The following is a 21,282-nucleotide window of genomic DNA, read 5'->3' as shown; positions in this document are numbered from 1 at the left end:
TTCCAGCGGCACCTCTCGGCACCACAGATCAGATGTCACCTACTCGTGCAGCAGTCCCCTGACCCAACCTGTCACCGATCCGTGCAGCAGTCCCGAACGCGTCACGAAAGCGCTCGACGTGCTCGTCGTCGTCGACCCTGAGTCCTTGTCCGGAAAGGCTGAGAAGGCGCGCTCGTGCGGAACCCGGATCATGACCGAAGCCAGCTTCTGGCGAGCGGTAGGCCTGTCCTGATGCCGAGGCGACGGCTGGGCACGCGGCGTCAAGGTCGCGGCAGGCCACGTCAGCTGTCTCCTGTACGCCCAGCACGTCTGCGAACAGTCGCAGCGAACTCGACCCGCTCGAACCCTTTAGGCAGTCAATATGACCGTCGACCACGTTTACTGGTTCGTCGATTCTGTAGATCAATAGGCATCTGACCTGTAATGACACGTTAAAGGTCGCGCAGCCAAAAGGGTCAAGACTAATTCGCAGGGTCAATCAATCTGATGTCCCCAGTTGGTCTTCGTCGATTCCGTGCCCATCCGGGCCGGGCGCACCGTTCTCTGCCACCAGGCTCGCTACGGGCCAACGGTTGAGCGACGCCGGGACACGGTGCGTTTCGTGGTGGCGAGTTGCGCGGCGATGTCGCGGATCGACCTGCCGCGGGCGGTGAGTCGGTGGATGACTTCGTGCTGTTCGGCCAATGTGAGGTCGTCGTAGCGGATGCCGTCGCCGGTCAGTGCGCGTTCGACTGCTATCTGGTCGACGTCGTCCGACGGGGGAGTGCTGACAGTCGGCTGGGGCGCGGGGTCAGTGTCGATGTCGTCCCAGGCCAGTGGTGGCTGCCAGCCCTGGGCGGCGGCGTGGGCCCGGGCTGCGCTCGCGGCAGCTCGCTGCTCGCCGGTCGCTCGTGGTGGCGGGGTGTTCTCCAGGCGTTCGTAAAGTTTGGCGACGTCCTGAGCGGTGCGTGCGGTGACCGACGGACTGACCATGCTGCGCTCGAGGCTGTTCGGCCGGCGACCGAGTTGGGCGGCCAGGAGTTCGGGAGCCCAACCGGTGGCGATGAGGGCCTGCAGGCGGCGGCGGGTGCCGGTGGCATGGACACGGCTGTGTGAGGCGCGGTTGGCGTCGTCGATGTCGATGCTCAGGATCCGGGCGGCCGTGGTGGGACGGACCCGGCGGGCTCCGGTCTCGCTATTGAAGCCGGGGTCGGCGAGCTCGCGAACGTGGCTGAGGGCCATGTCGGCGAGGTGGGCGATGCGCTCGACGCCGATGCCGGCTGCCCGCAGGGCAGCGATGTGCTCTTGGACCGGGCGTGCGTCGACGTACGGCTGCCAGCGGCCGTAGGAGCGTTCGCGGTTGGCCAGACGGGAGGCAGTGGTGTTGGCGGCGGTGCAGGCGGTACAGCGGCAACGGTCCTTGACGTAGGCGGCTCGGGTGCCGTGGACGTGGGGGCGACCTGCATGGGCGCACTCGCGTCTCACCCGCATCCGGGCGCGGCCGGCTCGGCGAGCGGCTCGCTCGACGGTCTGCCGGTGCTTGTCGCAGGAGTGCCGGGGATGGTGGGCGTCGGCGAGCGGGGCGCTGGCGTAGGCGGCGGTGTAGCCGCAGCTCGAGCAGGTTCGGGTGACCGTCATCGCCGGCGACGTGGCGGACTCGACGGGGAGGTGACGGTGCGGGGGCGGCCGGGTACGCCGGCTCGAAGCAGGACGTCCTCGATCCAGTCGGTGCGGATCGTGCCGGCGTCTCCGATGTGCTCGTCGAAGGCCATCCCGGTCATCTGGGAGGCGCTGGCCGACCACTCGGTGTCAGAGAGCGGCCTTTCCAGGTGAGCCTCGATCGTGGGCCGGTCGACGTAGGCCACGCTGGCGCTGAGGTGGTCGGCGAGGTCGGTCAGCAGCCGGTGGGTGTTTCCGCGGTAGGCGGCGACCAGGGCCTCGCAGGCTTGGCGGCGGTCAGCCTGCCGGTCTGGGTCACACGCGTCGGTCGATCCGGTTGCGCTGAGGCGCCGTTGATCGCCGGGATCGACGGCGGGGGACGCATCGACGGGAAGTGGGTCTTGGGCGTGGCTCGGCATTGGCTCTCCTCCCGACAGCTGGTGCTCACCGGGAGAAGGCGCAGTTCCTGGTCACGTACTGACGCCGGACACGAAGGTCTCTTGACTGCAATCGAATCTGACGCAAGGTGTAGCTGGCGGAAGAACCCCGCGGTGCCGGCGCCGGCTCAGATGTCAGTAGCGGCCGGCAGGCTGACAAGCGCGCGTACCGCATCCGAGGGAGGCCCTGGTGAGGAGCTGTCGAGCCCGGACGAGTGGTCCACGGGGAGATGCCGTGGGCTTCGGGCTGTGGCGCGCGGCCGCGGCGGCGCCGGCCATGCTCTGCAGCCTGCTCCTCGTAGCTGCCGCCACCAGTGGACTGGACCCGTGGACGGCGCCGATCGTTCTGGTCTGGCTGGCCTGCGGGGCAGTCGGGCTCACCCGCGCCGGCGAGCGGGTTGCCGTGCGGATGGCTTTCGGGTTCCGTCCGCCGAGCTCGGTCCAGGCTGCGGCGCTTCAGCCGCTGTGGGCGGCAGCGCTACGGCTGTCCGCAACACCAGCGAGCGAGGTCGACCTCTTCGTCCAGCGTTCGCGCCAGCCCAACGCGTACGCCGCCGGCGGGCGAAGCGTTGCAGTCACCAGCCGGGCGCTGGAGGACTACCGGATTGGACGGCTGGCGGCGGAGCAGATGGTGGCCGTGCTGGTGCACGAGCTGGGCCATCACGCCACCCGGGCGACCCAGCCGATGCTGGTCGCCATGTGGCTGGCCGCGCCGTGGCGCATGACCGTAAGAGTGTTGACCGGCCTGGCGGGTCTCCTGTCCGGGCACCCGTCCCAGCGCGCGCTGCGGACCGTGGTCATCTCCGGGATCACCGTGGCCGTGGTGCGCGTCGTGCAGCAGGGCCAATGGATGGTCGGGGGAGTGCTGGGGGCTCTCGCGCTCTTCGCGGTGATCTGTCCGTTGGCCGACGCCACGGTCTGCCGGCGTGCCGAGTTCGCGGCCGACCGGTTCGCTGCTGATCACGGTATCGGCCCGGAACTGGCCACCGGGGCTCCGCACACTGGGCGGTGGCCCGAGTACCACCCTCACATGGTCGCGGCGGCTGGCATCCCACCCGACCCACGAACGGCGGGTCAGCGCGCTCCTGACGGCGGCCGATCCCAACGGGGCGGTCGTCGTCCTCAGGCGTCGTGACGTCGGCCCCGGAAGCGGACGTGCCAAAGTAGATGGCGTTCTGGCGTCCCGCGACATCGAGAGCCCGACCACCGCAGTCCGAACTGCTCGCCGGGCGTGAACGGGCGGCTCGCAGCAATCTCGAACACAGGGGACGAGATCGGCCAGGGCCCTCATCCAAGAGGGTACGTAAGAGCTCCCTAAGCCTGGCTGCGAGGAAGCCGTGAGTGCAGCCGGTTACAGCAGCCGGTACAGCTCCGCGTCGGAGTCGCCGCAGGGTTCCGGTGCGCACGGACGCTTACGACCGCTGGCCGCCGCGACTTGCTGGCCGGTGTTCACCATTGGCTCGTAGCAAGACTGAGTCAGGCCCCGGGAGTCGCGGCGGTTTCGGTCGCCAGGTTCTCCAGCGAGGCTGCCCACGACGCCAGCAGCTGGAGGCCATCGGCGGTCGGTGTGCCGGGCGCGGCGGTGTAGATGTTGAGGTGCAGCCCGGGGGACGAGGCAAGCTCCATGCCCTCGAAGTCCAAGTCGAGCTGGCCGACGACGGGGTGGCGCAGTCGCTTCTGGCCGCTGCGGTGGAACTGCACATCGTGAGATGCCCACCGGCGGCGGAACAGCTCGGAGCGGGTGGACAGCTCGCCGACGAGCTCGATGAGTGCCTTGTCGTGCGGGTTGCGGCCGGCCTCCAGACGGAGCATCGCGGCGGCGTCGTTGGCGATCCGGTCGTAGTCGACGAAGAACTCCGGAGCCGCCGGGTCCAGGTAGACGAACCGGGTGGTGTTCGCCGGACGGCGGGGGTTGGCCAGCACGGGGGAGTAGAGGGCGCGGGCGAGCTGGTTCATGGCCACGATGTCGTGCCGGCCGTTGCGCACCCACGCCGCGGCGTCGGTCATCGCATCGAGCAGTTGCTGGATCCCCGGCCGGACGGCGGTCGGAGCGCTGCGCTTCCGCTGCGGACCGTGGCAGCCGCTTTCCCGGGCGAGGGCGTACAGGTGAGCCCGTTCGGCCTCGTCGAGGCGGAGGGCGTCGGCCAGGGCGTTGAGCACGCTCTCCGACGCGCCGGCGAGGCTGCCGCGCTCCATCCGGACGTAGTAGTCGACCGAGACGCCGGCGAGCATCGCGACCTCCTCGCGGCGCAGGCCCTTGACCCGGCGGTTGCCTCCGTAGGCCGGCAGTCCCACCTGTTCAGGGGTGATCCGCGCACGTCGGGTGCTGAGGAACTCGCGGATCTCGGCGTTCACGTCGGTCTTACTCACGAGTACACGGTAGGCAGCCTGGGCGAGCCGAGGGAGGCTCTGCCAGTACCCGGAACGACCGTGACTCCCACGCCGGGCCGCGCCGTCGTGCCCTGGCACCGTGCCCCGGAACAGCAAGCCAGCGGCGATCTTGGCGATCATCTTGATCAGCTACTTCATGATCCTGCTGGACAACTCGGTCATCTTCACCGGGCTGCCGAGCATCCGGGAAGGCCTCGATCTCTCACCCACCGGTCTGTCGTGGGTCCAGGACGCCTACACGCTGGTGTTCGGCGGACTCCTGCTGCTCGGCGCCCGGGCCGGAGACATCGTCGGCCGGCGTCGTCTGTTCGTCATCGGTCTGGGGGTCTTCGGCACGGCCTCGCTGCTGATCGGGCTGGCTCCCGCGGGCTGGTGGATGATCGCCGCCCGTGCGCTGCAGGGCGTGGGCGCCGCGATCGTCGCGCCGACCTCGCTGGCACTGATCACCGCCTACTTCGAGGGAGAGGCACGGAGTCGCGCCGTCGCCTGGTACGCCGCCACCGCCGGCATCGGCGCCAGTCTGGGGCTGCTCGTGGGCGGCGCGCTGACCGACCTGATCTCCTGGCGGGCCGCGTTCCTCGTCAACGTGCCGATCGCGATAGCCATGATCATCGCCGCGCGGGCCGTGCTCATCGAGACGCCCAGGCAGAGCGGCCGTATCGATGTCGTCGGCGCCTTGTGCGCGACGCTCGGTATGGGCGGCCTCGTCTTCGGCATCATCGAGTCCGGGGAGACCGGCTGGGGTTCGGCGCGGGTGGTCGTCCCGCTCGTCGTCGGGGTGGTCCTGCTGGCGGCGCTGGTGGTCACGGAGTCCCGGGTCGCGCAACCGATCATGCCGCTGAGGTTGTTCCGCAGCCGTGAACGCAGCGGCGCCTACGCCGCCCGGCTGCTGTACCTGGGCGCAATGATCGGCTTCTTCTTCTTCACCACCCAGTACCTGCAGGACGCGCTCGGCTTCACCCCTCTCGAGGCGGGCCTGGGTTTCCTGCCCATGTCGCTGGTGAACTTCATCGTCGCGCTGGCGATCCCGCGGCTGCGCACCCGAGTGCCCGACGCCCTCCTGCTCGCCGGCGGCGTGCTGCTGACGCTGGTCGGCATGGTGTGGCTCAGCCGGGCCGGCATCAGCGAGGTCTACCTGACCTCGGTGGCGCTGCCCATGGTGCTGGTCGGGGCGGGCCAGGGGCTGGCGTTCGCGCCGCTCACCAGCTCCGGCATCGCCGGCGTGCCGCCGCAGGACGCAGGTGCCGCCTCCGGCCTCGTCAACACCGCCCACCAGCTGGGCATGGCACTCGGGCTGGCGGTGCTGTCCGCGGTCGCCGTCCGCGCCGGCACTGCGCTGACCGGCCCGGCGGCCGTGGCGCAGCAGGTGGGCGCCGCCCTGACGGCCGGCAGTGCCCTGCTGGGCGTCGCCCTCGTCGTCGTGCTGGTCGTCCTGGTGCCGGGTGGCCGCACGAAGGGGGCACTGCCAGTACCCGGTCCCACAGGTACTGCCACTCGCCCCGAAGCGGGTGCAGCATCATCGTCATGAGCAGCTCTTCGTTCACCCTGAACAACGGCGTCCAGATCCCGGCTGTCGGGCTCGGTGTCTTCCAGACCCCGACCGAGGAGACCGTTGCCGCCGTGCAGACCGCCCTCACGACCGGCTACCGGCACATCGACACCGCCGCTGCCTACGGCAACGAGCGCGAGGTCGGCGAGGGACTCCGCCGCTCGGACGTCGACCGTTCGGACGTGTTCGTCGAGACCAAGGTGTGGATCACCGACTACGGCTACGACCAGGCGCGGCACGCCGTCGACAAGAGCGCCGGCAAGCTGGGCATCGACCAGATCGACCTGCTGATCCTCCACCAGCCGCTGCCCGACGAGTTCGACCTCACGGTGGCCGCCTACCGGGCCCTGGAGAAGGCCCTGGCCGACGGCGACGTCCGGGCGATCGGCGTCAGCAACTTCATGCCCGACCACCTCACCCGGCTGCTGGCCGAGACCTCGGTGATCCCGGCGGTCAACCAGATCGAGGTGCACCCGTACTTCCGGCAGTCCGAGCTGCTGGCGGCGAATGCCGAGCACGGGATCCTGTCGCAGGCCTGGTCGCCGATCGGCGGCATCACCTTCTATCCCGGCTTCGGTGGGGACCGGAAGAGCACCCTGCAGGACTCCACGATCACGGACATCGCCTCGGCGGTCGGCAAGACCCCTGCGCAGGTCATGCTGCGCTGGCACCTGCAGCAGGGCCGGCAGGTGATCCCCAAGTCGGTCACGCCGTCCCGGATCGCCGAGAACATCGACGTCTTCGACTTCGAGCTCACCGACGACCAGCTGGCTGCCATCGACGCCCTGGACACCGGCGTGCGCGGCGGTCCCGACCCGGCCGAGATCACCCGTGCGAAGTTCGGCGTCGACATCCCGGAAGCCTGAGCCGTCATGCCCGCTGACCAGCCCGGCACTGCGGCCGCCGTCCGCGCCAACTACGAGGCGCAGTGCCGGGCGATGGTCGCCGGGGACGCCGACGCGCTCGGCGCTCTGCTCACCGAGGACTTCACCCTCGTGCACATGACCGGCTACCGGCAGGCCAGGGACGAGTGGCTGGCCGACGTGCGGTCGGGGGCCATGAGCTACCACGACATGCTGGACGTCGACGTGTCGGTCGATGTCTCCGGGGGGTCTCCGACGCTCACCGCCCGCACCCACACCCGGGCGACGATCTGGGGGGCCAACGGCACCTGGCCACTCCGGCTGCGGATCAGCTTCACCCGTGCCGGCGATGCCTGGCTCGCTACCGGAGCGGTGGCCTCCACCTGGCGATGACGGGCTGATCGGCGTCCCCGACGATGGGCGCCGTGGGTCCTCCGAGTGCTGACTGCTCAGCCGCGACGAGGGGACGAGCGCCTGCTCCACGCTGCTGGACGTGAGCGCCAGGTGGTGATCCAGGTCACGCACGAAGGCGCGGTCGGTGACCCTGTGGCGCGGCGAGTGCAGAGCCGGGCCGGACGTCGAAAAGCTCCGGCTCACCGCCGTCGAATCGTTCGACCGAACAGGCGCGCCGGGGTCATGAAGCAGGCACTGCTCTTCGTGCTCGTCATCGTGAACTGCCGGCCGGAGGTCGGCGCCACCACTTCGAGAGGCAGGACGACATGGACGGGACCATCCAAGGGGCTGCGGGCCAGCACGCCATCGCCTGGGCGAACATCGGTGTGGTGGGCATGGCGGTGATGGGTTCCAACCTGGCGCGCAACCTGGCCAGCCGGGAGGGCAACACCGTCGCTGTGTACAACCGGTCCCCGGAGCGGACCCGGGCGCTGGTCGCCGAGCACCCGGAGGCCGGTTTCGTGGCCTCGGAGACGGTCGACGACTTCGTCGCGTCCCTGGCCCGGCCGCGGACCGCGATCATCATGGTGCAGGCCGGCCGCGGGACGGACGCTGTGATCGCGCAGCTGGCCGAGCGCTTCGAGCCGGGCGACATCATCGTCGACGGCGGCAACGCCAACTTCGCCGACACCATCCGCCGGGAGCGGGAGCTGCGCGCGAAGGGCCTGGACTTCGTGGGTGCGGGCATCTCCGGCGGTGAAGAGGGCGCGCTCAACGGGCCCTCGATCATGCCCGGCGGCTCGGCGGAGGCCTACCGGACGCTGGGGCCGATCCTCGCCTCGATCGCCGCGGTCGCCGAGGGGGAGCCGTGCGTCACCCACGTGGGCACCGACGGCGCCGGTCACTTCGTGAAGATGGTGCACAACGGCATCGAGTACGCCGACATGCAGCTGATCGCGGAGCCCTACGACCTGCTGCGCCGCATCGGCGGCCACGACGTCGCAGCGATCGCCGACGTGTTCGCCACCTGGAACGACGGCGACCTGGAGTCCTACCTGATCGAGATCACCGCCGAGGTGCTCCGGCAGACCGACGCCCGCACCGGGCAGCCCCTGGTGGACGTGATCGTCGACCAGGCCGGTTCGAAGGGCACCGGGGTGTGGACCGTGCAGAACGCGGTCGGGCTCGGCGTACCCGTCTCCGGCATCGGCGAGGCGGTCTTCGCCCGCGCGGTCTCCAGCAAGCCCGCGCAGCGGGCTGCCGTCCAGCAGGCGATCACTGGGCGCCCGCAGGTGCAGCCCACCTACGACGGGTTCGAGGACGACGTCCGCGCCGCTCTCTACGCCTCCAAGGTGGTCGCCTACGCGCAGGGCTTCGACACGATCATCGCCGGCGCCCGCGAGTACGGCTGGGACATCGACCTGGGCGCGGTCGCGAGGATCTGGCGCGGTGGCTGCATCATCCGGGCCCGGTTCCTCAACCGGATCGTCGAGGCCTACCAGCGCGACCCGGAACTGGCGACGCTGCTCGCGGACGAGTACTTCGCCGACGCGGTCGCCAGTGGCGAGCAGGCGTGGCGGCGGATCGTGTCGGCCGCCGCGCTGTCCGGCGTCCCGGTGCCCGGCTTCGCCTCCGCGCTGGCGTACTTCGACTCGCTGTCCTCCGAGCGGCTGCCGGCCGCGCTGATCCAGGGCCAGCGGGACTTCTTCGGCGCGCACACCTACCGCCGGACCGACGCCGGGGGCACCTTCCACACCCTCTGGTCCGGTGACCGCACGGAGATCGCGACCGAGCCCTCCACCCACTGAGCCCGGCGGCTGCTGGGCGAGCGCCGGCAGCCGTCCGGCCCGGGGACCTCGTCGGCCCGAGGTGCGCCGACCGACGAGGTCCCCGGTCTGCTCGCAGCGGGCAGGGGCAGGACGTCCTGATCGGGTCCGCTGCGCACGCCGACGTCCACAGCATCCCGGTGCGGGTCACCGGTGACCCGAGTGGTCGCGACGAGCATCGAGCTGTTGTCCCTGTGCCCACCTCCGGTCGGGAGGGCACCGGGTGAGGTATTGGCAGGACCTGCCCTGCGCCGCCTTGCCGGCCGCGGGGGCAGGTCGCAGCGGAGTCCGCCCGACACCCGGTGGGCGGGCTCCGCTGGGACGACGCCTGTTCGGGCTACCGGTCCACGGCCGCGTCGAGTCCCTCCGACAGCGGCGCGCCGGTGATGTCGATGGTGGCGAAGGCGCGGTCGATCTCGGCCAGGTCCGCGCCGGTCAGCTCGATGTCGGCAGCGGCGAGGTTGTCGTCGAGGTGCTCGACCTTCGTGCCGCCCGGGATGGGGACGATCCACGGCTTCTGGGCGAGCAGCCAGGCGAGGGCGAGCTGGGCAGGGGTGGCTCCCTTACGGGCGCCGAACTCCTTCAGGAAGTCGACCACCGCGAAGTTGGCCTCCAGCGCCTCGGGGGTGAAGCGCGGGAAGTCCCGCCGCAGGTCGTTCGGGTCGTCGAAGGTCATCCCGCGGGTGATCGCGCCGGTCAGGAAGCCCTGACCGAGGGGACCCCAGGCGACCAGGCCGATGCCCAGTTCCTCGCACACGGCGAACTTCGTGTTCTCCGGCTCGCGCATCCACAGCGAGTAGTGGTCCTGGATCGCGGTCACCGGCTGCACCGCGTGCGCCCTGCGGAGGTTCCGCGCACTGGCCTCGGACAGGCCGAAGTGCGTCACCTTGCCCTCGGCGATCAGGTCCTTGACCGCACCGGCCACGTCCTCCATCGGGACGGCCGGGTCGACGCGGTGCTGGTAGAGCAGGTCGATGTGGTCGGTGCGCAGCCGCCTGAGCGACGCCTCGACGACGTCCCGGATGTGCTGGGGACGGCTGTCCAGCCCGACCGTCTCACCGTTCTCGTCGATCTTGAAGCCGAACTTCGTGCAGATCAGCACCTCGTCGCGGACCGGCTCGAGTGCCTCGCCGACCAGCTCTTCGTTGACGAAGGGCCCATAGCCCTCCGCGGTGTCGAAGAGGGTGACGCCGCGGTCGGCGGCCGACCGGATGACCCCGATGGCCTCGGACCGGTCCGTGGCCGGACCCAGACCGAAGCTCAGGCCCATGCAGCCCAGGCCGATCGCCGAGACCTGCAGGTCCGTGCCGAGTTGGCGTGTCTTCATCTCGCATCTCCGCTCGTGGTGGTGGGTGGGCAGGGAGCCGACCCACCACGACGAGCGGTGCAGCCGGTCCGGACCCGAGGACCAGGGAACCCCTGATGGTCGCCGCGTGGCAGGACGTGTCCGTCCAGGCAGTGACCACACCACCCCACAGCAGTTGCGGAGCGGCGGGCGAGTGGTCATGGATCCGGGCGGGCTCCTACGTGGGCGCCTGGTACTGTCCGGCCAGCAGGTGCAGAAGGTCGGTGTGACGTCACCGTCGATGGCTGCGCCCGCCCGAGCGCCTCCGACGTGCGGTACCGCTTCGCAGTCGACGCCGTCGCCTTCGGCCGAGTCGCACCCGAGCACAGAAGGGGCCGGGCACGTGAGGTGCCCGGCCCCGTCCTGCTCTTCGAGGTCAGCTCACTCGACGGGGACGCCGACCCTGAGACGATCCGCCGGCTCCGGGGCGTCCTGCCGCTGCGCAGCGGTCCGGCGAGCCGAGGTCGCCCCGGGCAGGATCGCGGCGAACACGACCACCAGGGCCACGACCAGCATGCCCGCGGCGCCGGTCAAGCCGATCCGGGCGACGTCGGTGGTCCGCTCGACGGCGGCGGCGTCGTCCGGGACCCCCGCGGTGAGGGCGACCAGCACGGCCAGGCCGAGCGACAGGCCGAGCTGCTGCGCCATGGAGATCAGCCCGGAGGCAGCGCCGGCATCCGAACTGGTCACCCCGTGGATGCCGAAGTCGGTCATCGGGGCCAGCGCCAGGCCCTGCCCGATGCCGATGAGGGCCATGGGGACCGCCATGCCGATCCAGAACGATGTGTCGGCGTCCAACGTGCTGAGCCAGGCCATGCCGGCCAAGGTCGAGAGGATGCCCAGTGCCAAGGTGGTGAAGGCGCCGATCCTCCGCATCACCGGGGTCACCGCCATGGCCACGGCGAAGTTGACCACCGTCATCGGCAGGAACCCGAGCCCGGCCTGGAGGGCGTTCCAGCCGAGGACGACCTGGAAGAACTGCGTCGTGTAGTAGAAGAAGCCCATGAAGGCGCCCATGAACAGCAGGCGCACGGCGTAGGAGCCGGAGCGCACGCCGCTGGCGAACAGCCGCAGCGGCACGATCGGCTGGGCGGCACGCCGTTCGAGGACGACGAAGACCGTCAGCAGGACGAGGCCGGCGACCAGGGAGCCGACGGTCCGTGCGGACTCCCACCCGACCAGGCTCGACTCGATGATGCCGAAGGTCAGTGCAGCGGTGCCGAGCGTGGAGGTCACGGCGCCGGGCACGTCGAACCGGCCCGGCGTGCGAGGCAGCTCGGGGATGAAGCGCAGGGTGAGGAACAGCATGAGCAGGCCGATGGGCAGGTTGAGGAAGAAGCCGGCGCGCCACGAGACGAGCTCGACCGCCGCGCCCCCCACCACCAGGCCGACGCTTGCGCCGATGCCGGCGACTGCGGCGTAGAGCGCGACCGCGCGGGAGCGCTCGCGCCCCTCGTCGAACGTCGCTGTGAGCAGTGCCAGGGAGGTGGGAGCGACGATCGCCGAACCGACACCCTGGAGCGCCCGCGCTGCGATCATCGACGGTGCGTCCCACGCAAGACCGACCAGCATGGACGCGACGGTGAAGATCACCAGGCCGATGACGAACAGCCGGCGGCGGCCCAGGATGTCGGCCGCGCGTGCGGCCAGCAGGAGCAGGCCACCGAACGTCAGGGTGTAGGCGTCCTGCACCCAGGCGAGACCGGCGTCGGAGAAGCCCATCGTGCTCTGGATGACCGGCAGGCCGGTGAAGATGATCGAGTTGTCCAGGATCACCATGAAGAAGCTGATCAGGATGATCGACAGGATCGCCGTCTTGTGCACAGGCGGAGTGCCGGTGCGGAGCGGTGCAGACACGGAAGTCCTTCGTGGTCGTGATGGTGGGGGAAGGCCCCGGGAGGGTGGCCGGGGTCCCGGTACGGGCTCCGGGCCCCGGAGCGCGTCGCTGTCGCGGCGGTCGCCCCTCGCTCACCGGAACGCTGGCGATGGCCTCGGCCCACAGCAAGAGAACAGCCTCTGTCCGCCCGGCGGCAGGGTCTGGCGTTCCAGGCAGTGGCAGGGCCTGCCTGCGGCCGCCGAGGCGACCTACCTTGGATTTCGCGGGGCCGAGCAGACGCCCCGCTCCGCGCCTGCCACCGCACAGGCCGAACCGGTGCCCGGTCATGCCGCGCTACGGCGCGGCTGCTGCCTGGGCTCTCGCGCGGAGGCGTGCGGACACAGCCGCGCACCGCGGTGAGGACCGCAGTGTCAGCCCGGGATCGGGCCGATCACAGAGAGCAGGAAGACCATGTCGTTGGAGATCCTCGAGGCCAAGGTCGCACTCAGGGAGCTGGTGGACGCCTTCGCCAACCTGGCGGACGAGAAGCGGATCGCAGATCAGATGCCGCTGTTCACCCCGGACACCAAGGTGCGGGTCTACATGGGCGAGACGTTGCTGTTCGACATCTCAGGCACCCAGCAGCTGGAGGAGACGTTCACCGGCTTCACCGCCAACGTCAAGCGCTCCTTCCACATGAACGGCCAGCAGGACGTCGAGATCGACGGCGACTCCGCGCGTGGCATCGCCTACTGCCAGGTCAAGCTGGTCAGCGAGGAGGACGGCCAGGAGTTCGTCACCGACAGCAGCATCCGCTACGACGACGAGTACGTGCGCCAGGAGGTCCGATGGATGATCAAGACCCGGATCTCGCACTTCTCGATCAACGACAAGCGACCGCTGCAGAGCTGAGCACGCTGCCAGTGGAGTGGCGCCGCCGGGCCAGCCCCGGGCGCGCCACTCCAGTCGTCGTGCCCGAGCGGTCGCCGGTGGCGAGGTCGAGGTCATCGCTGCGGGCGCGTCTGGGCCACCTGGATGAGGAGATCAGCATGACCGAGCAGCGATGGAGGGCCGCGGTCGCCGGGGCAGTCGGTGTCGTGGCCATTGCGGGGTGTGCCGCTGGCGGCGAGACGTCGTCGGACGGGCGGTCCGCCGCGTCGACGAGTGCCACACAGGACGAAAGCCAGGAGAACGTGGAGTCGAGATACCAGGACGGCGCCTATTCCGCCGACGGGTGGTACGGCAGCCTGCCTTCCTCCATCGGGGTCGAGCTGACCCTCGAGGACGACGTGATCACCGACGTCGGCGTCACCACGCATGCCACCGACCCGACCTCGCTGGACTACCAGCAGCGGTTCGCGGACGCGGTCCCCGAGGTCGTGATCGGCCGGCCGATCGACGAGGTGCGGGTGTCCGAGCTGGCAGGTTCGAGTGGGACCCCCGACGGCTTCAACGACGCCCTCGACCGGATCAAGAACGAGGCCTCGCGCTGAGCTCAGCGACGGACACCGAGGGGCGGTCGCGCTGGTCCTTCCACGGGATCGGCACCCGCTGGGAGGTCGTGACCTCCGAACCGCTCGCCCAGGATGTCCGTGATCACGTGCTGGAGCGGGTCGAGCGGTTCAACGCCGTCTGGTCACGCTTCCGCCCCGACTCGGTGGTCGCGGAGATCGCCGCGGCCGAGAACGGTGGTGTCTTCGCGTTCCCGGCCGAGGCGGTGACGCTGTTCGAGCTGTTCGACCGGCTGTCCGCGGCGACTGACGGCGCCGTGGACCCGCTGGTCGGGCGGCAGTTGGAGCTGCTCGGCTACGACTCCGCGTACTCGCTCGTGCCGGCGCCCGAGGACCTCCGGCGACAAGCCGTGCACCAGCGGCCGACCTGGGCGGCCGACGTCGTTCGGGAGGGAGGCACGCTGGTCACGCGCCGTCCGCTCGTGGTCGACGTCGGTGCCGCGGGCAAGGGTCTCCTCGTGGACCTGATCGCGGTCCTGCTCGAGGCGACCGGCGCGGCCGAGTTCGTCATCGACGCGAGTGGCGACCTCCGACACCGTGGTGCGAGCGCGGTGCGGGTCGGCCTGGAGCACCCGCTCGACCCTCGATCGGTCATCGGTGTCGTGGAGCTGCAGAACGGCTCGTTGTGCGCGTCTGCCACGAACCGGCGGGCCTGGGGCGACGGGCTGCACCACGTGCTCGACGCCCGGACAGGGGAGCCGGTGAAGGGCGTGCTGGCCACCTGGGCCCTCGCCGCCGACGCGGCCACCGCCGACGGCCTCGCGACAGCGCTGTTCAGCACGGACCCCCGGCGACTGGGGCAGAGCTTCCGGTTCTCCCACGTCCGTCTGTTCGCCGACGGACGGGCCGAGAGGTCGGCCCGATTCCCGGGCGAGCTGTTCACCCGACCCGCTCCACCGGACAGCCGATGACGACTGGACCCCGAGCTGCTCGCCGAGCCGTCGGCCCTCGTGCGCGCTGATCCAACACCGTCCCCAACCGAAGGAGTCACCCCATGACCGAGACCCCCACGTCCGTGCTCGTCGTCGGAGCGACCGGCGGCATCGGCCGCCGAGTCGTCGCCGCCGCCGAGCGACACGGTCTCGACGTCCGTGCCCTGGTCCGCGACCCGCACCGGGCCGAGCGGACCCTGCCCGGCACGCAGCTGGTCCGCGGCGACCTGGAGCAGCCGGCGACGCTGACCGCTGCCCTGCAGGGCGTCGACGCGATCGTGTTCACGCACGGCGGCAACGGCAATCCGGATGCTGCACGGCGCATCGACTACGGCGGCGTCGCCAACGTCCTGCACGCGCTCGACGGCCGGACGCCCCGGCTCGCGCTCATGACCTCGATCGGCGTGAGCCGCCGCGGCGCCTACGGTGGCAGCACGGGCCAGCTGCTGGACTGGAAGCGTCGCTCCGAGCGGCTCGTCCGGGCCAGCGGGGCCCCCTACACGATCATCCGCCCCGGTTGGTTCGACAACGTGGGCCCGGGCGACGAGCTGCTGGTCCTGGAGCAGACCGACACGGGCAACGGCGGCATCGGCCGCGACCAGCTGGCCGAGGTGCTCGTCCGCAGCCTGCTCACCGAGACGGCGGTCGGCCGGACGTTCGAGCTCTTCGCCGAGCGGGGTCCGGCGCCGTCTGACTGGTCCGGTCTGTTCGCCGCTCTGGCTGCTGACCCGAGCGGTGGCCTCGACGCGGTCGGCGACCCGTCGAGCCTGCCCTCGGTCGCCGAGGAGCCCGACGTCGTCCAGCAGGACCTGGGGCGCCTGGGGCACTGACCGCACCCCGTCGCTCGCGCAGTTGCTCCTCTACTGGCCAGCAGGTGCCACGCAGAGGTTCCTCACCGCAGGCAGGTAGGGCGCCGTGGTCAGGGGCTGCCTGCACATCGTCCTCTGTGCCGACGAGGCGCCGGCCCGGGAGACGAAGCGGCTGTCGGGTAGGTGGCGTGGTCGAGCACGTGGCGGTCCAGCCGTAGGTGGGTCGGTGCCTGATCCAGGGCGGGGTCCCGGCCGTGGGCCAGTTCTGGTGGCTGGTTGGTCGTGGCAGCACTGACGTCGAGCAGCCAGCCGATGGGCGTGGTGCTGACGGTGACCTGAACCGGAGTGTTGCCGTGGCGGAGACCGTTGGACGCCGGCTCTTCGACTACCGGCTTCCCTCTCGGGGCAGACCGCCATCTGTCACGCCTTCCGGGCCGGCCGGCCGGCCCGTCTCGGAAGGGTCAGCGTTCGTGGCAGGACGTCGGGAGGAGCTGCGCCGGGAGCGTTCCGGTCGGTCATCGAGCGGGCCAAGGCCATCCCAACGCCACGAGATTACCGTGGACCAGGCTTTCCGGCTGCTGGCCGAGGCATCCCGGCGCACCAACAGGAAGCTCCGGGATCTCGCCGAGAACCTGGAGCTCACCGGTGAGCTCTGGCCCGCCCGGCCGGGTGTGGAGCAGGTTCCGGCCGATGCCTGAGACCGGCGACGTGGGGTGGTCCGCCCAGGGCCTCCATCACCCAACGGTGGAGGCACCACTGCGATGGGGAAGCCGTGACCCAGCCGACCGACCGTCCCGATCACCTGCCCTACGACCTGGCCTGCGCCCCGCCGCCCAAGGCCGGACCGTGGTCAGCGCCGTCGTACCGCGGGACTGAGCTCGTGGGTGCCGTAGCTGTTGTCGTCGGGGTTGACGGTCACTCCGGGGACGACGAGCTCGTCGATGCGGTCCAGGACGTCGGTGGACAGCGTGATGTCCGCGGCGGGGAGGTAGGACTCGAGCTGCTCCATCGTGCGCGGCCCGACGATCGCCGAGGTGACGCCAGGGTGGTTCATCACGAAGGCGATCGCCATCTCGATGAGCGTGATGCCGGTCTGCTCGGCGAGCTGGGCGAGTTCCTCGACGATGTCCAGCTTGCGCTGGTTGGCGGGGCTGCTCATGTCGAACCGGGCGCTGGGCCGGGCAGCCGAGGTCGGCGTCCCGGCGGCGTCCTTGCGCCACCGGCCCGACAGCCAGCCGCCCGCGAGCGGGCTGTAGGTGAGGGTGCCCATGCCGTACCGCTGGGTCGTGGGAAGGACGTCCTCCTCGATGCCGCGCACCAGGATCGAGTACGGCGGCTGCTCGGTGACGAACCGCTCCAGGTGCCGCTCACGGGAGGCCCACTGCGCCTCCACGATCTGGGAGGCGGAGTAGGACGAGGAGCCGATGTAGCGGACCTTGCCGGCCCGGACGAGGTCGGTGAGCGCGCCGAGGGTCTCCTCGACGTCGGTGTCGGGGCTGGGCCGGTGCACCTGGTAGAGGTCGATGTGGTCGGTGCCCAGCCGCCGCAGCGAGTTCTCGACCTCGCTGATGATCCACCGCCGGGAGCCGCCGCGGTGGTTGGGGTCCTCGCTCATCGGCATGAAGAACTTCGTGGCCAGGACGACGTCGTCACGACGGCCGCGCAGCGCCTCGCCGACGATCTCCTCGGACACGCCACCGGAGTACACATCGGCGGTGTCGACGAAGTTGATGCCGGCGTCCAGCGCGCGGTGGATAATCCGGATGGAGTCGGCGCGATCGTCGTTGCCCCACGGGCCGAACATCATCGCCCCGAGGCACAGGGGGCTGACCTGGACGCCGGTGCGGCCGAGTGGGCGGTACTGCATGAGTTGGCTCCTTCTTCTGGTGAGTGAGACGGGTGACGGCCCCCCGGCACGGGTGGATTTGTGCCGGTGCTACGCGGGATGAGGTCAGGGCCCGATGTCGATGACGCCGGCCCTCGGTGTCCGTGCTGGGAGGTCAGCGGTCGATCATGGCCATCTGCGCCTCGTTGTGGTGCCCGCCGGCTGGCGCAGGCAGCTCGTCGAGCCGCCGCAGTTGATCCGCGGTCCGCTCCACCTTCTCGGCAGCAGTGTTCTCCTCCACCCGGGAGACCCGCTTGGTGCCGGGGATCGGTACCACATCGGGGCCCTTGCTGAGCAGCCAGGCGATGGCCACCTGAGCCGGGGTGGCGCCGACCTCGGCCGCCACTTCCTGGACCTGGTCGGCGAGCGCCAGGTTGCGCTGGACGTTCTCCCCGGTGAACCGCGGGTTGGTCGCCCGGGCGTCGTCCGGCCCGAAGTCGCTCTCGGAGCGGATGGCCCCGGTCAGGAGGCCATGGCCCGGCGGCGAGTAGGTGACCAGCGTGACGCCGAGCTCCAGCGCTCGGTGGATCGTCCGCACCGACTCGTCGTCGTCGGTGCCGGCACCCGTGTAGGCGAAGGACGTCCCCATGGCTCCCAGGCCGATGCGGCTGACCTCCAGTTCACCCAGGCGGACGTGTTCCACGGTCTTCCTCCTCGCAGGTGGTGGACTCCGACTCCTCGAGTCAGCCACCGGGCACGGGGGGCGGCCACCCGACAGGGAGGCCCTGTCAGTACCCCGATCGATGGGTGGCGGGTCGCTGGACACGTCGGCCGTGGTCGGCCCGCCAGCCACGGACCCGGTCTGGTCACGAGCGCTGCGGGGCGCCGACTCACGCCCGGCCATCTCGAGCAGCATCAGCTTGTCGTGCTCGGGGGTTCCCGGGTCGGCGAGGTAGGTGACCAGCCGGTGCCCGGGGCTGCCTTCCAGCTGCATGGACTGGAAGCCGAGGCCCGTGTCGCCGACGAGCGGATGGTGGAAGGTCTTGCGTCCAGCGGTGTGGCCGCCCACCTCGTAGCGCTCCCAGAGCCGCGCGAAGTCGGCGCTCCTGACCAGCAGTTCGCCCCCCTTCGCCCGTGGCCGAGCGGGACCGCGTCGGCCATCCTGGGTGCCCTGTCATGGCCCTGTCGGGACGCCGCCGACGACGGCGACCGGCTGTGCGCACGTCCGGAACGCCCGCCGAGAGAACTCCAGCGCGGTGCTTGGTGGGAGGCCCTGCGGGTACCTGGCACGGCAGACCCTCCCACGTGGACACGATCGCGGGTTGTGTCGACAGGGATCGGCTGCGGACCGCTGCAGCCGATCCCGTTCCCCGTTCCGACAGAAGGGCACGAACCCGTGCGATCAACAGTCATGTACGGCGCCGGTGACGTCCGGGTGGAGAACCTGCCCGACCCGAAGCTGGAGCAGCCCACCGACGCCCTGGTGCGGGTGGTCCGCGCGTGCGTCTGCGGCAGCGACCTCCACCCGTACCACTCGATGCCGGCGGCCGAGCAGGGCACGCAGATGGGCCACGAGTTCATCGGTGTGGTCGAGGAGGTCGGCAGCGAAGTCTCCCTCATCAGCCGTGGCGACTTCGTCATCGCCCCGTTCGCCTACTTCGACAACACCTGCGAGTTCTGCCGCGAGGGACTGACCACGTCCTGCGAGCACGGCGGCTTCTTCTCCACCGCGCAGTCCGAGGCGGTCCGGGTCCCGCTGGCCGACGGCACGCTGGTCAAGGCACCGGTCGGGGACGACTCGGCGCTGCTGCCCTCGCTGCTGACCCTGTCCGACGTCCTGATCACCGGCCACCACGCCGCCGTCATGGGCCAGGTCGGCCCTGGCACGTCGGTGACGGTCATCGGTGACGGTGCGGTCGGCCTGCTGGCGGTGCTGGCCGCCAAGCGGTTGGGCGCCGAGCAGATCGTGCTGATGGGCCGCCACCAGGCCCGCACCAATCTGGGCCGTGAGTTCGGTGCCACCGACGTCGTGGCCGAGCGTGGTGAGGAGGGCATCGCCAAGGTGCTCGAGCTGACCGGCGGCAAGGGCACCCGCGCGGTGCTGGAGTGCGTCGGGTACATGAACGCCTACGAGATGGCCATCGGCACGGTCCGGTCCGGCGGGATCATCAGCCGGGTCGGCGTGCCGCAGTACGAGGAGGCGCCGATCGGGATGGGCAGCCTGTTCGGCCGCAACGTCCGGCTCGCCGGCGGTCCCGGCGCCCAGCGCTCCTACATCGAGGAGTTGCTGCCCGACGTGCTGGAGGGCCGCATCGAGCCCGGCAAGGTGTTCGACCGCACCGTGGCCCTCGACGCCACCCCGGAGGGTTACACCGCCATGGACGAGCGCACCGCGCTCAAGGTCCTCGTCCGTCCCTGACAGGCGCGGGCGACTCCACGGTGGGCCGGGTCCCGTCCCGGCCCACCGTGTTCCCGCGTCCAGCCGACGTCATCCCCCGGGCCACCCCGGTCGGGCCACCCCGGTCGGGACACCAGCGAGCAGCCGATGAGGAGACGAACGTGGAGATGCTGGACAGGCAGCCCTCGGTCAAGGGACCGGCCGACTGGTTCACCGGGGACGTGTACTTCGACGTCATCGCACCCGGGACGCAGACCCGCGGCAAGGTCAACACCGTGCACTTCGCACCCGGTGCCCGCACCGCCTGGCACCGGCACGCCAACGGCCAGACCCTGCACGTCACCGAGGGCGTCGGACTGACCCAGTCCCGCGGTGGGGAGGTCGTCACCATCCACCCGGGGCAGACCGTCTGGTGCCCGCCGGGGGAGTGGCACTGGCACGGCGCCTCCCCGGAGACGTTCATGACCCACCTGGCGATCTGGGACGGTCTGGCCGAAGGGCAGGACGGCCCGGAGACCGAGTGGAGCGAGCAGGTCACCGACGTCGAGTACGGCCAGCGGAGCTGATGCCCGTCCGCGGTCGGCCACACCGCGCGGCCGACCGCCCCCCGGGCAGCCGACGGCCGTCACGCCAGGTCACGGCTGGTGCAGTGGCCCACGCGCGGGGGCGGGGACGACGTTCCGCCCCCGCGGCTGCTCACCCTCTGGCCGGCGCCAGCGGGCCGTACCAGTAGGAGGCGGTCACCCCGGCGTCCATGAGGAAGTCGCTGCCGGTGATGAACCCACCGTCGGGGCCCATCAGCAGTGCGCCGACAGAACCCACCTCGTCTGGGGTGCCCGCCCGGCCCACGGGGGAGCCCTCGATCATGCGGTGGTAACCCTCGGCGCGCGGGCCGCTGAGCTCGTCCCGGGCGAGGGGGGTCATGACGATGCCGGGGCTGATCGTGTTGATGCGCGGGCCGCGCTCGCCCCAGCGCACAGCCTCGGCCATCACGCGCAGGGAGTTGCCGCGCTTGGCCAGCTGGTAGGCGTGCAGCGAGTCGGTCACCTGGTCCGGCTGCAGAAAGGGCAGGCCGAGCAGCTCCTCCACGGGCGTGGTGGCCAGCAACTCGTTCTGCTGCACCGTCAGCGGCGGCAGACGGTGGCCGGACTGCGAGGCGATGACGACGCCGGCGCCGCCCGGCGCGATCACGGTGCCGAACTCCTCCAGCACCAGGGCGGTGCCGTACAGGTCGACCCTCAGGATGGTCGAGGGCGACGCCTGGGAGGGGGAGACGCCGGCCGCGTGGATCAAGCCGGTGACCTCACCCAGACCGGTGACGGTCTCGACGAGGGCGTGGACGGCCTCGCGGGAAGAGGCGTCCACCGTGGCCACGCTGACGTCATAGCCGGCGTCACTGAGGACCCCGGCCGCCGCGTCAGCGTTCTCCCGGCGCATGTCCGCCAGGACGACGTGCTTGCCCACGCCGACCCGCCGGGCGATGGCCTGCCCGATCTGGCCGGGCCCGATGACGACGAGGACGCTGCTCATGTGGTTTCTCTCTGTGCCG

General features: G+C 70.8%; 21 protein-coding genes and 1 pseudogene. 13 read left to right on the top strand and 9 right to left on the bottom strand.

The features are described 5' to 3' along the window. On the top strand, nucleotides 1–232 hold a 232-nt coding region (locus IN07_RS26320), incomplete at its 5' end, for a BRCT domain-containing protein (protein ID WP_407937436.1). Between the two features lie 326 nt (nucleotides 233–558). On the opposite strand, the gene IN07_RS10110 is transcribed toward IN07_RS26320, so the two are convergent. Then, the gene (locus IN07_RS10110; RefSeq protein WP_036335539.1) at nucleotides 559–1,617 is read right to left on the bottom strand and encodes a helix-turn-helix domain-containing protein; all 1,059 of its coding nucleotides are present in this window, start codon (nucleotides 1,615–1,617) and stop codon (nucleotides 559–561) included. Then, nucleotides 1,614–2,057: a hypothetical protein gene (locus tag IN07_RS10105; protein WP_036335537.1), complete on the bottom strand. Its 444-nt coding sequence runs from the start codon at nucleotides 2,055–2,057 to the stop codon at nucleotides 1,614–1,616. Before IN07_RS10105 ends, IN07_RS10110 begins: the two co-directional genes overlap by 4 nt. Nucleotides 2,058–2,310: 253 nt before the next feature. Here IN07_RS10105 and IN07_RS10100 point away from each other — a divergent pair, with 253 nt between their 5' ends. Next, complete coding sequence (locus IN07_RS10100) at nucleotides 2,311–3,210, top strand: M48 family metalloprotease (RefSeq protein WP_036335536.1); 900 nt, start codon at nucleotides 2,311–2,313, stop codon at nucleotides 3,208–3,210. Nucleotides 3,211–3,551: 341 nt separating this feature from the next. Here IN07_RS10100 and IN07_RS10095 read toward each other — a convergent pair whose 3' ends face one another. Continuing rightward, nucleotides 3,552–4,445: a helix-turn-helix transcriptional regulator gene (locus IN07_RS10095; protein ID WP_036335534.1), complete on the bottom strand. Its 894-nt coding sequence runs from the start codon at nucleotides 4,443–4,445 to the stop codon at nucleotides 3,552–3,554. A 100-nt stretch (nucleotides 4,446–4,545) separates the two neighbouring features. On the opposite strand from IN07_RS10095, the gene IN07_RS10090 reads away from it, so the two are divergent. From IN07_RS10090 to gndA, 4 genes are all read left to right on the top strand, one after another. Further along, nucleotides 4,546–5,994: an MFS transporter gene (locus tag IN07_RS10090; protein WP_036335533.1), complete on the top strand. Its 1,449-nt coding sequence runs from the start codon at nucleotides 4,546–4,548 to the stop codon at nucleotides 5,992–5,994. Continuing rightward, complete coding sequence (locus IN07_RS10085; protein WP_036335531.1) at nucleotides 5,991–6,881, top strand: aldo/keto reductase; 891 nt, start codon at nucleotides 5,991–5,993, stop codon at nucleotides 6,879–6,881. Before IN07_RS10090 ends, IN07_RS10085 begins: the two co-directional genes overlap by 4 nt. A 6-nt stretch (nucleotides 6,882–6,887) precedes the next feature. Beyond that, nucleotides 6,888–7,271: a nuclear transport factor 2 family protein gene (locus tag IN07_RS10080; protein ID WP_052091103.1), complete on the top strand. Its 384-nt coding sequence runs from the start codon at nucleotides 6,888–6,890 to the stop codon at nucleotides 7,269–7,271. 326 nt (nucleotides 7,272–7,597) lie between these two features. After that, nucleotides 7,598–9,079 (top strand): NADP-dependent phosphogluconate dehydrogenase, encoded by a 1,482-nt coding sequence (gene gndA / locus IN07_RS10075; RefSeq protein WP_052091102.1) that lies wholly within the window; start codon nucleotides 7,598–7,600, stop codon nucleotides 9,077–9,079. Between the two features lie 355 nt (nucleotides 9,080–9,434). Here gndA and IN07_RS10070 read toward each other — a convergent pair whose 3' ends face one another. Together IN07_RS10070 and IN07_RS10065 are read right to left on the bottom strand one after the other, a co-directional pair. Then, complete coding sequence (locus IN07_RS10070) at nucleotides 9,435–10,424, bottom strand: aldo/keto reductase (protein WP_036335529.1); 990 nt, start codon at nucleotides 10,422–10,424, stop codon at nucleotides 9,435–9,437. A gap of 399 nt (nucleotides 10,425–10,823) precedes the next feature. Further along, a complete protein-coding gene (locus IN07_RS10065) occupies nucleotides 10,824–12,299 on the bottom strand; it encodes an MFS transporter (RefSeq protein ID WP_052091101.1) in 1,476 nt (491 codons plus the stop codon). Nucleotides 12,300–12,729: 430 nt separating this feature from the next. Here IN07_RS10065 and IN07_RS10060 point away from each other — a divergent pair, with 430 nt between their 5' ends. From IN07_RS10060 to IN07_RS26850, 5 genes are all read left to right on the top strand, one after another. Further along, nucleotides 12,730–13,170 (top strand): nuclear transport factor 2 family protein, encoded by a 441-nt coding sequence (locus tag IN07_RS10060; RefSeq protein ID WP_036335528.1) that lies wholly within the window; start codon nucleotides 12,730–12,732, stop codon nucleotides 13,168–13,170. A 281-nt stretch (nucleotides 13,171–13,451) separates the two neighbouring features. Then, the gene (locus tag IN07_RS10055; protein ID WP_036335564.1) at nucleotides 13,452–13,751 is read left to right on the top strand and encodes a hypothetical protein; all 300 of its coding nucleotides are present in this window, start codon (nucleotides 13,452–13,454) and stop codon (nucleotides 13,749–13,751) included. Next, complete coding sequence (locus IN07_RS10050) at nucleotides 13,748–14,680, top strand: FAD:protein FMN transferase (RefSeq protein ID WP_052091104.1); 933 nt, start codon at nucleotides 13,748–13,750, stop codon at nucleotides 14,678–14,680. Before IN07_RS10055 ends, IN07_RS10050 begins: the two co-directional genes overlap by 4 nt. An 83-nt stretch (nucleotides 14,681–14,763) precedes the next feature. Then, entirely contained in the window at nucleotides 14,764–15,531 is a 768-nt protein-coding gene (locus tag IN07_RS10045; protein ID WP_036335527.1) for an SDR family oxidoreductase, read from the top strand. Nucleotides 15,532–15,728: 197 nt separating this feature from the next. After that, the gene (locus tag IN07_RS26850) at nucleotides 15,729–16,208 is read left to right on the top strand and encodes an ANTAR domain-containing protein (protein WP_081975308.1); all 480 of its coding nucleotides are present in this window, start codon (nucleotides 15,729–15,731) and stop codon (nucleotides 16,206–16,208) included. 152 nt (nucleotides 16,209–16,360) lie between these two features. On the opposite strand, the gene IN07_RS10040 is transcribed toward IN07_RS26850, so the two are convergent. From IN07_RS10040 to IN07_RS26955, 3 genes and pseudogenes are all read right to left on the bottom strand, one after another. Then, nucleotides 16,361–17,377: an aldo/keto reductase gene (locus IN07_RS10040; RefSeq protein ID WP_036335526.1), complete on the bottom strand. Its 1,017-nt coding sequence runs from the start codon at nucleotides 17,375–17,377 to the stop codon at nucleotides 16,361–16,363. 133 nt (nucleotides 17,378–17,510) lie between these two features. Continuing rightward, entirely contained in the window at nucleotides 17,511–18,038 is a 528-nt protein-coding gene (locus IN07_RS26310) for an aldo/keto reductase (RefSeq protein WP_052091100.1), read from the bottom strand. A gap of 216 nt (nucleotides 18,039–18,254) precedes the next feature. Beyond that, nucleotides 18,255–18,449 (bottom strand): annotated as a pseudogene (locus tag IN07_RS26955) (MmyB family transcriptional regulator); the annotation flags it as partial. Nucleotides 18,450–18,746: 297 nt separating this feature from the next. Here IN07_RS26955 and IN07_RS10030 point away from each other — a divergent pair. Beyond that, on the top strand, nucleotides 18,747–19,754 hold the full coding sequence (locus IN07_RS10030) for a zinc-binding dehydrogenase (protein WP_081975307.1): 1,008 nt from the start codon (nucleotides 18,747–18,749) through the stop codon (nucleotides 19,752–19,754). Between the two features lie 146 nt (nucleotides 19,755–19,900). Then, nucleotides 19,901–20,299: a (R)-mandelonitrile lyase gene (locus tag IN07_RS10025; RefSeq protein ID WP_231558090.1), complete on the top strand. Its 399-nt coding sequence runs from the start codon at nucleotides 19,901–19,903 to the stop codon at nucleotides 20,297–20,299. 130 nt (nucleotides 20,300–20,429) lie between these two features. Here IN07_RS10025 and IN07_RS10020 read toward each other — a convergent pair whose 3' ends face one another. Next, nucleotides 20,430–21,263 (bottom strand): SDR family oxidoreductase, encoded by an 834-nt coding sequence (locus tag IN07_RS10020; RefSeq protein ID WP_036335522.1) that lies wholly within the window; start codon nucleotides 21,261–21,263, stop codon nucleotides 20,430–20,432. Between the last annotated feature and the right edge of the window lie 19 nt (nucleotides 21,264–21,282).

It is taken from the genome of Modestobacter caceresii, from assembly GCF_000761485.1.
Classification (GTDB): Bacteria; Actinomycetota; Actinomycetes; order Mycobacteriales; family Geodermatophilaceae; genus Modestobacter; species Modestobacter caceresii.
Note: the sequence above shows the minus strand (reverse complement) of the source record. Positions and strands in the feature narration are given on the sequence as shown.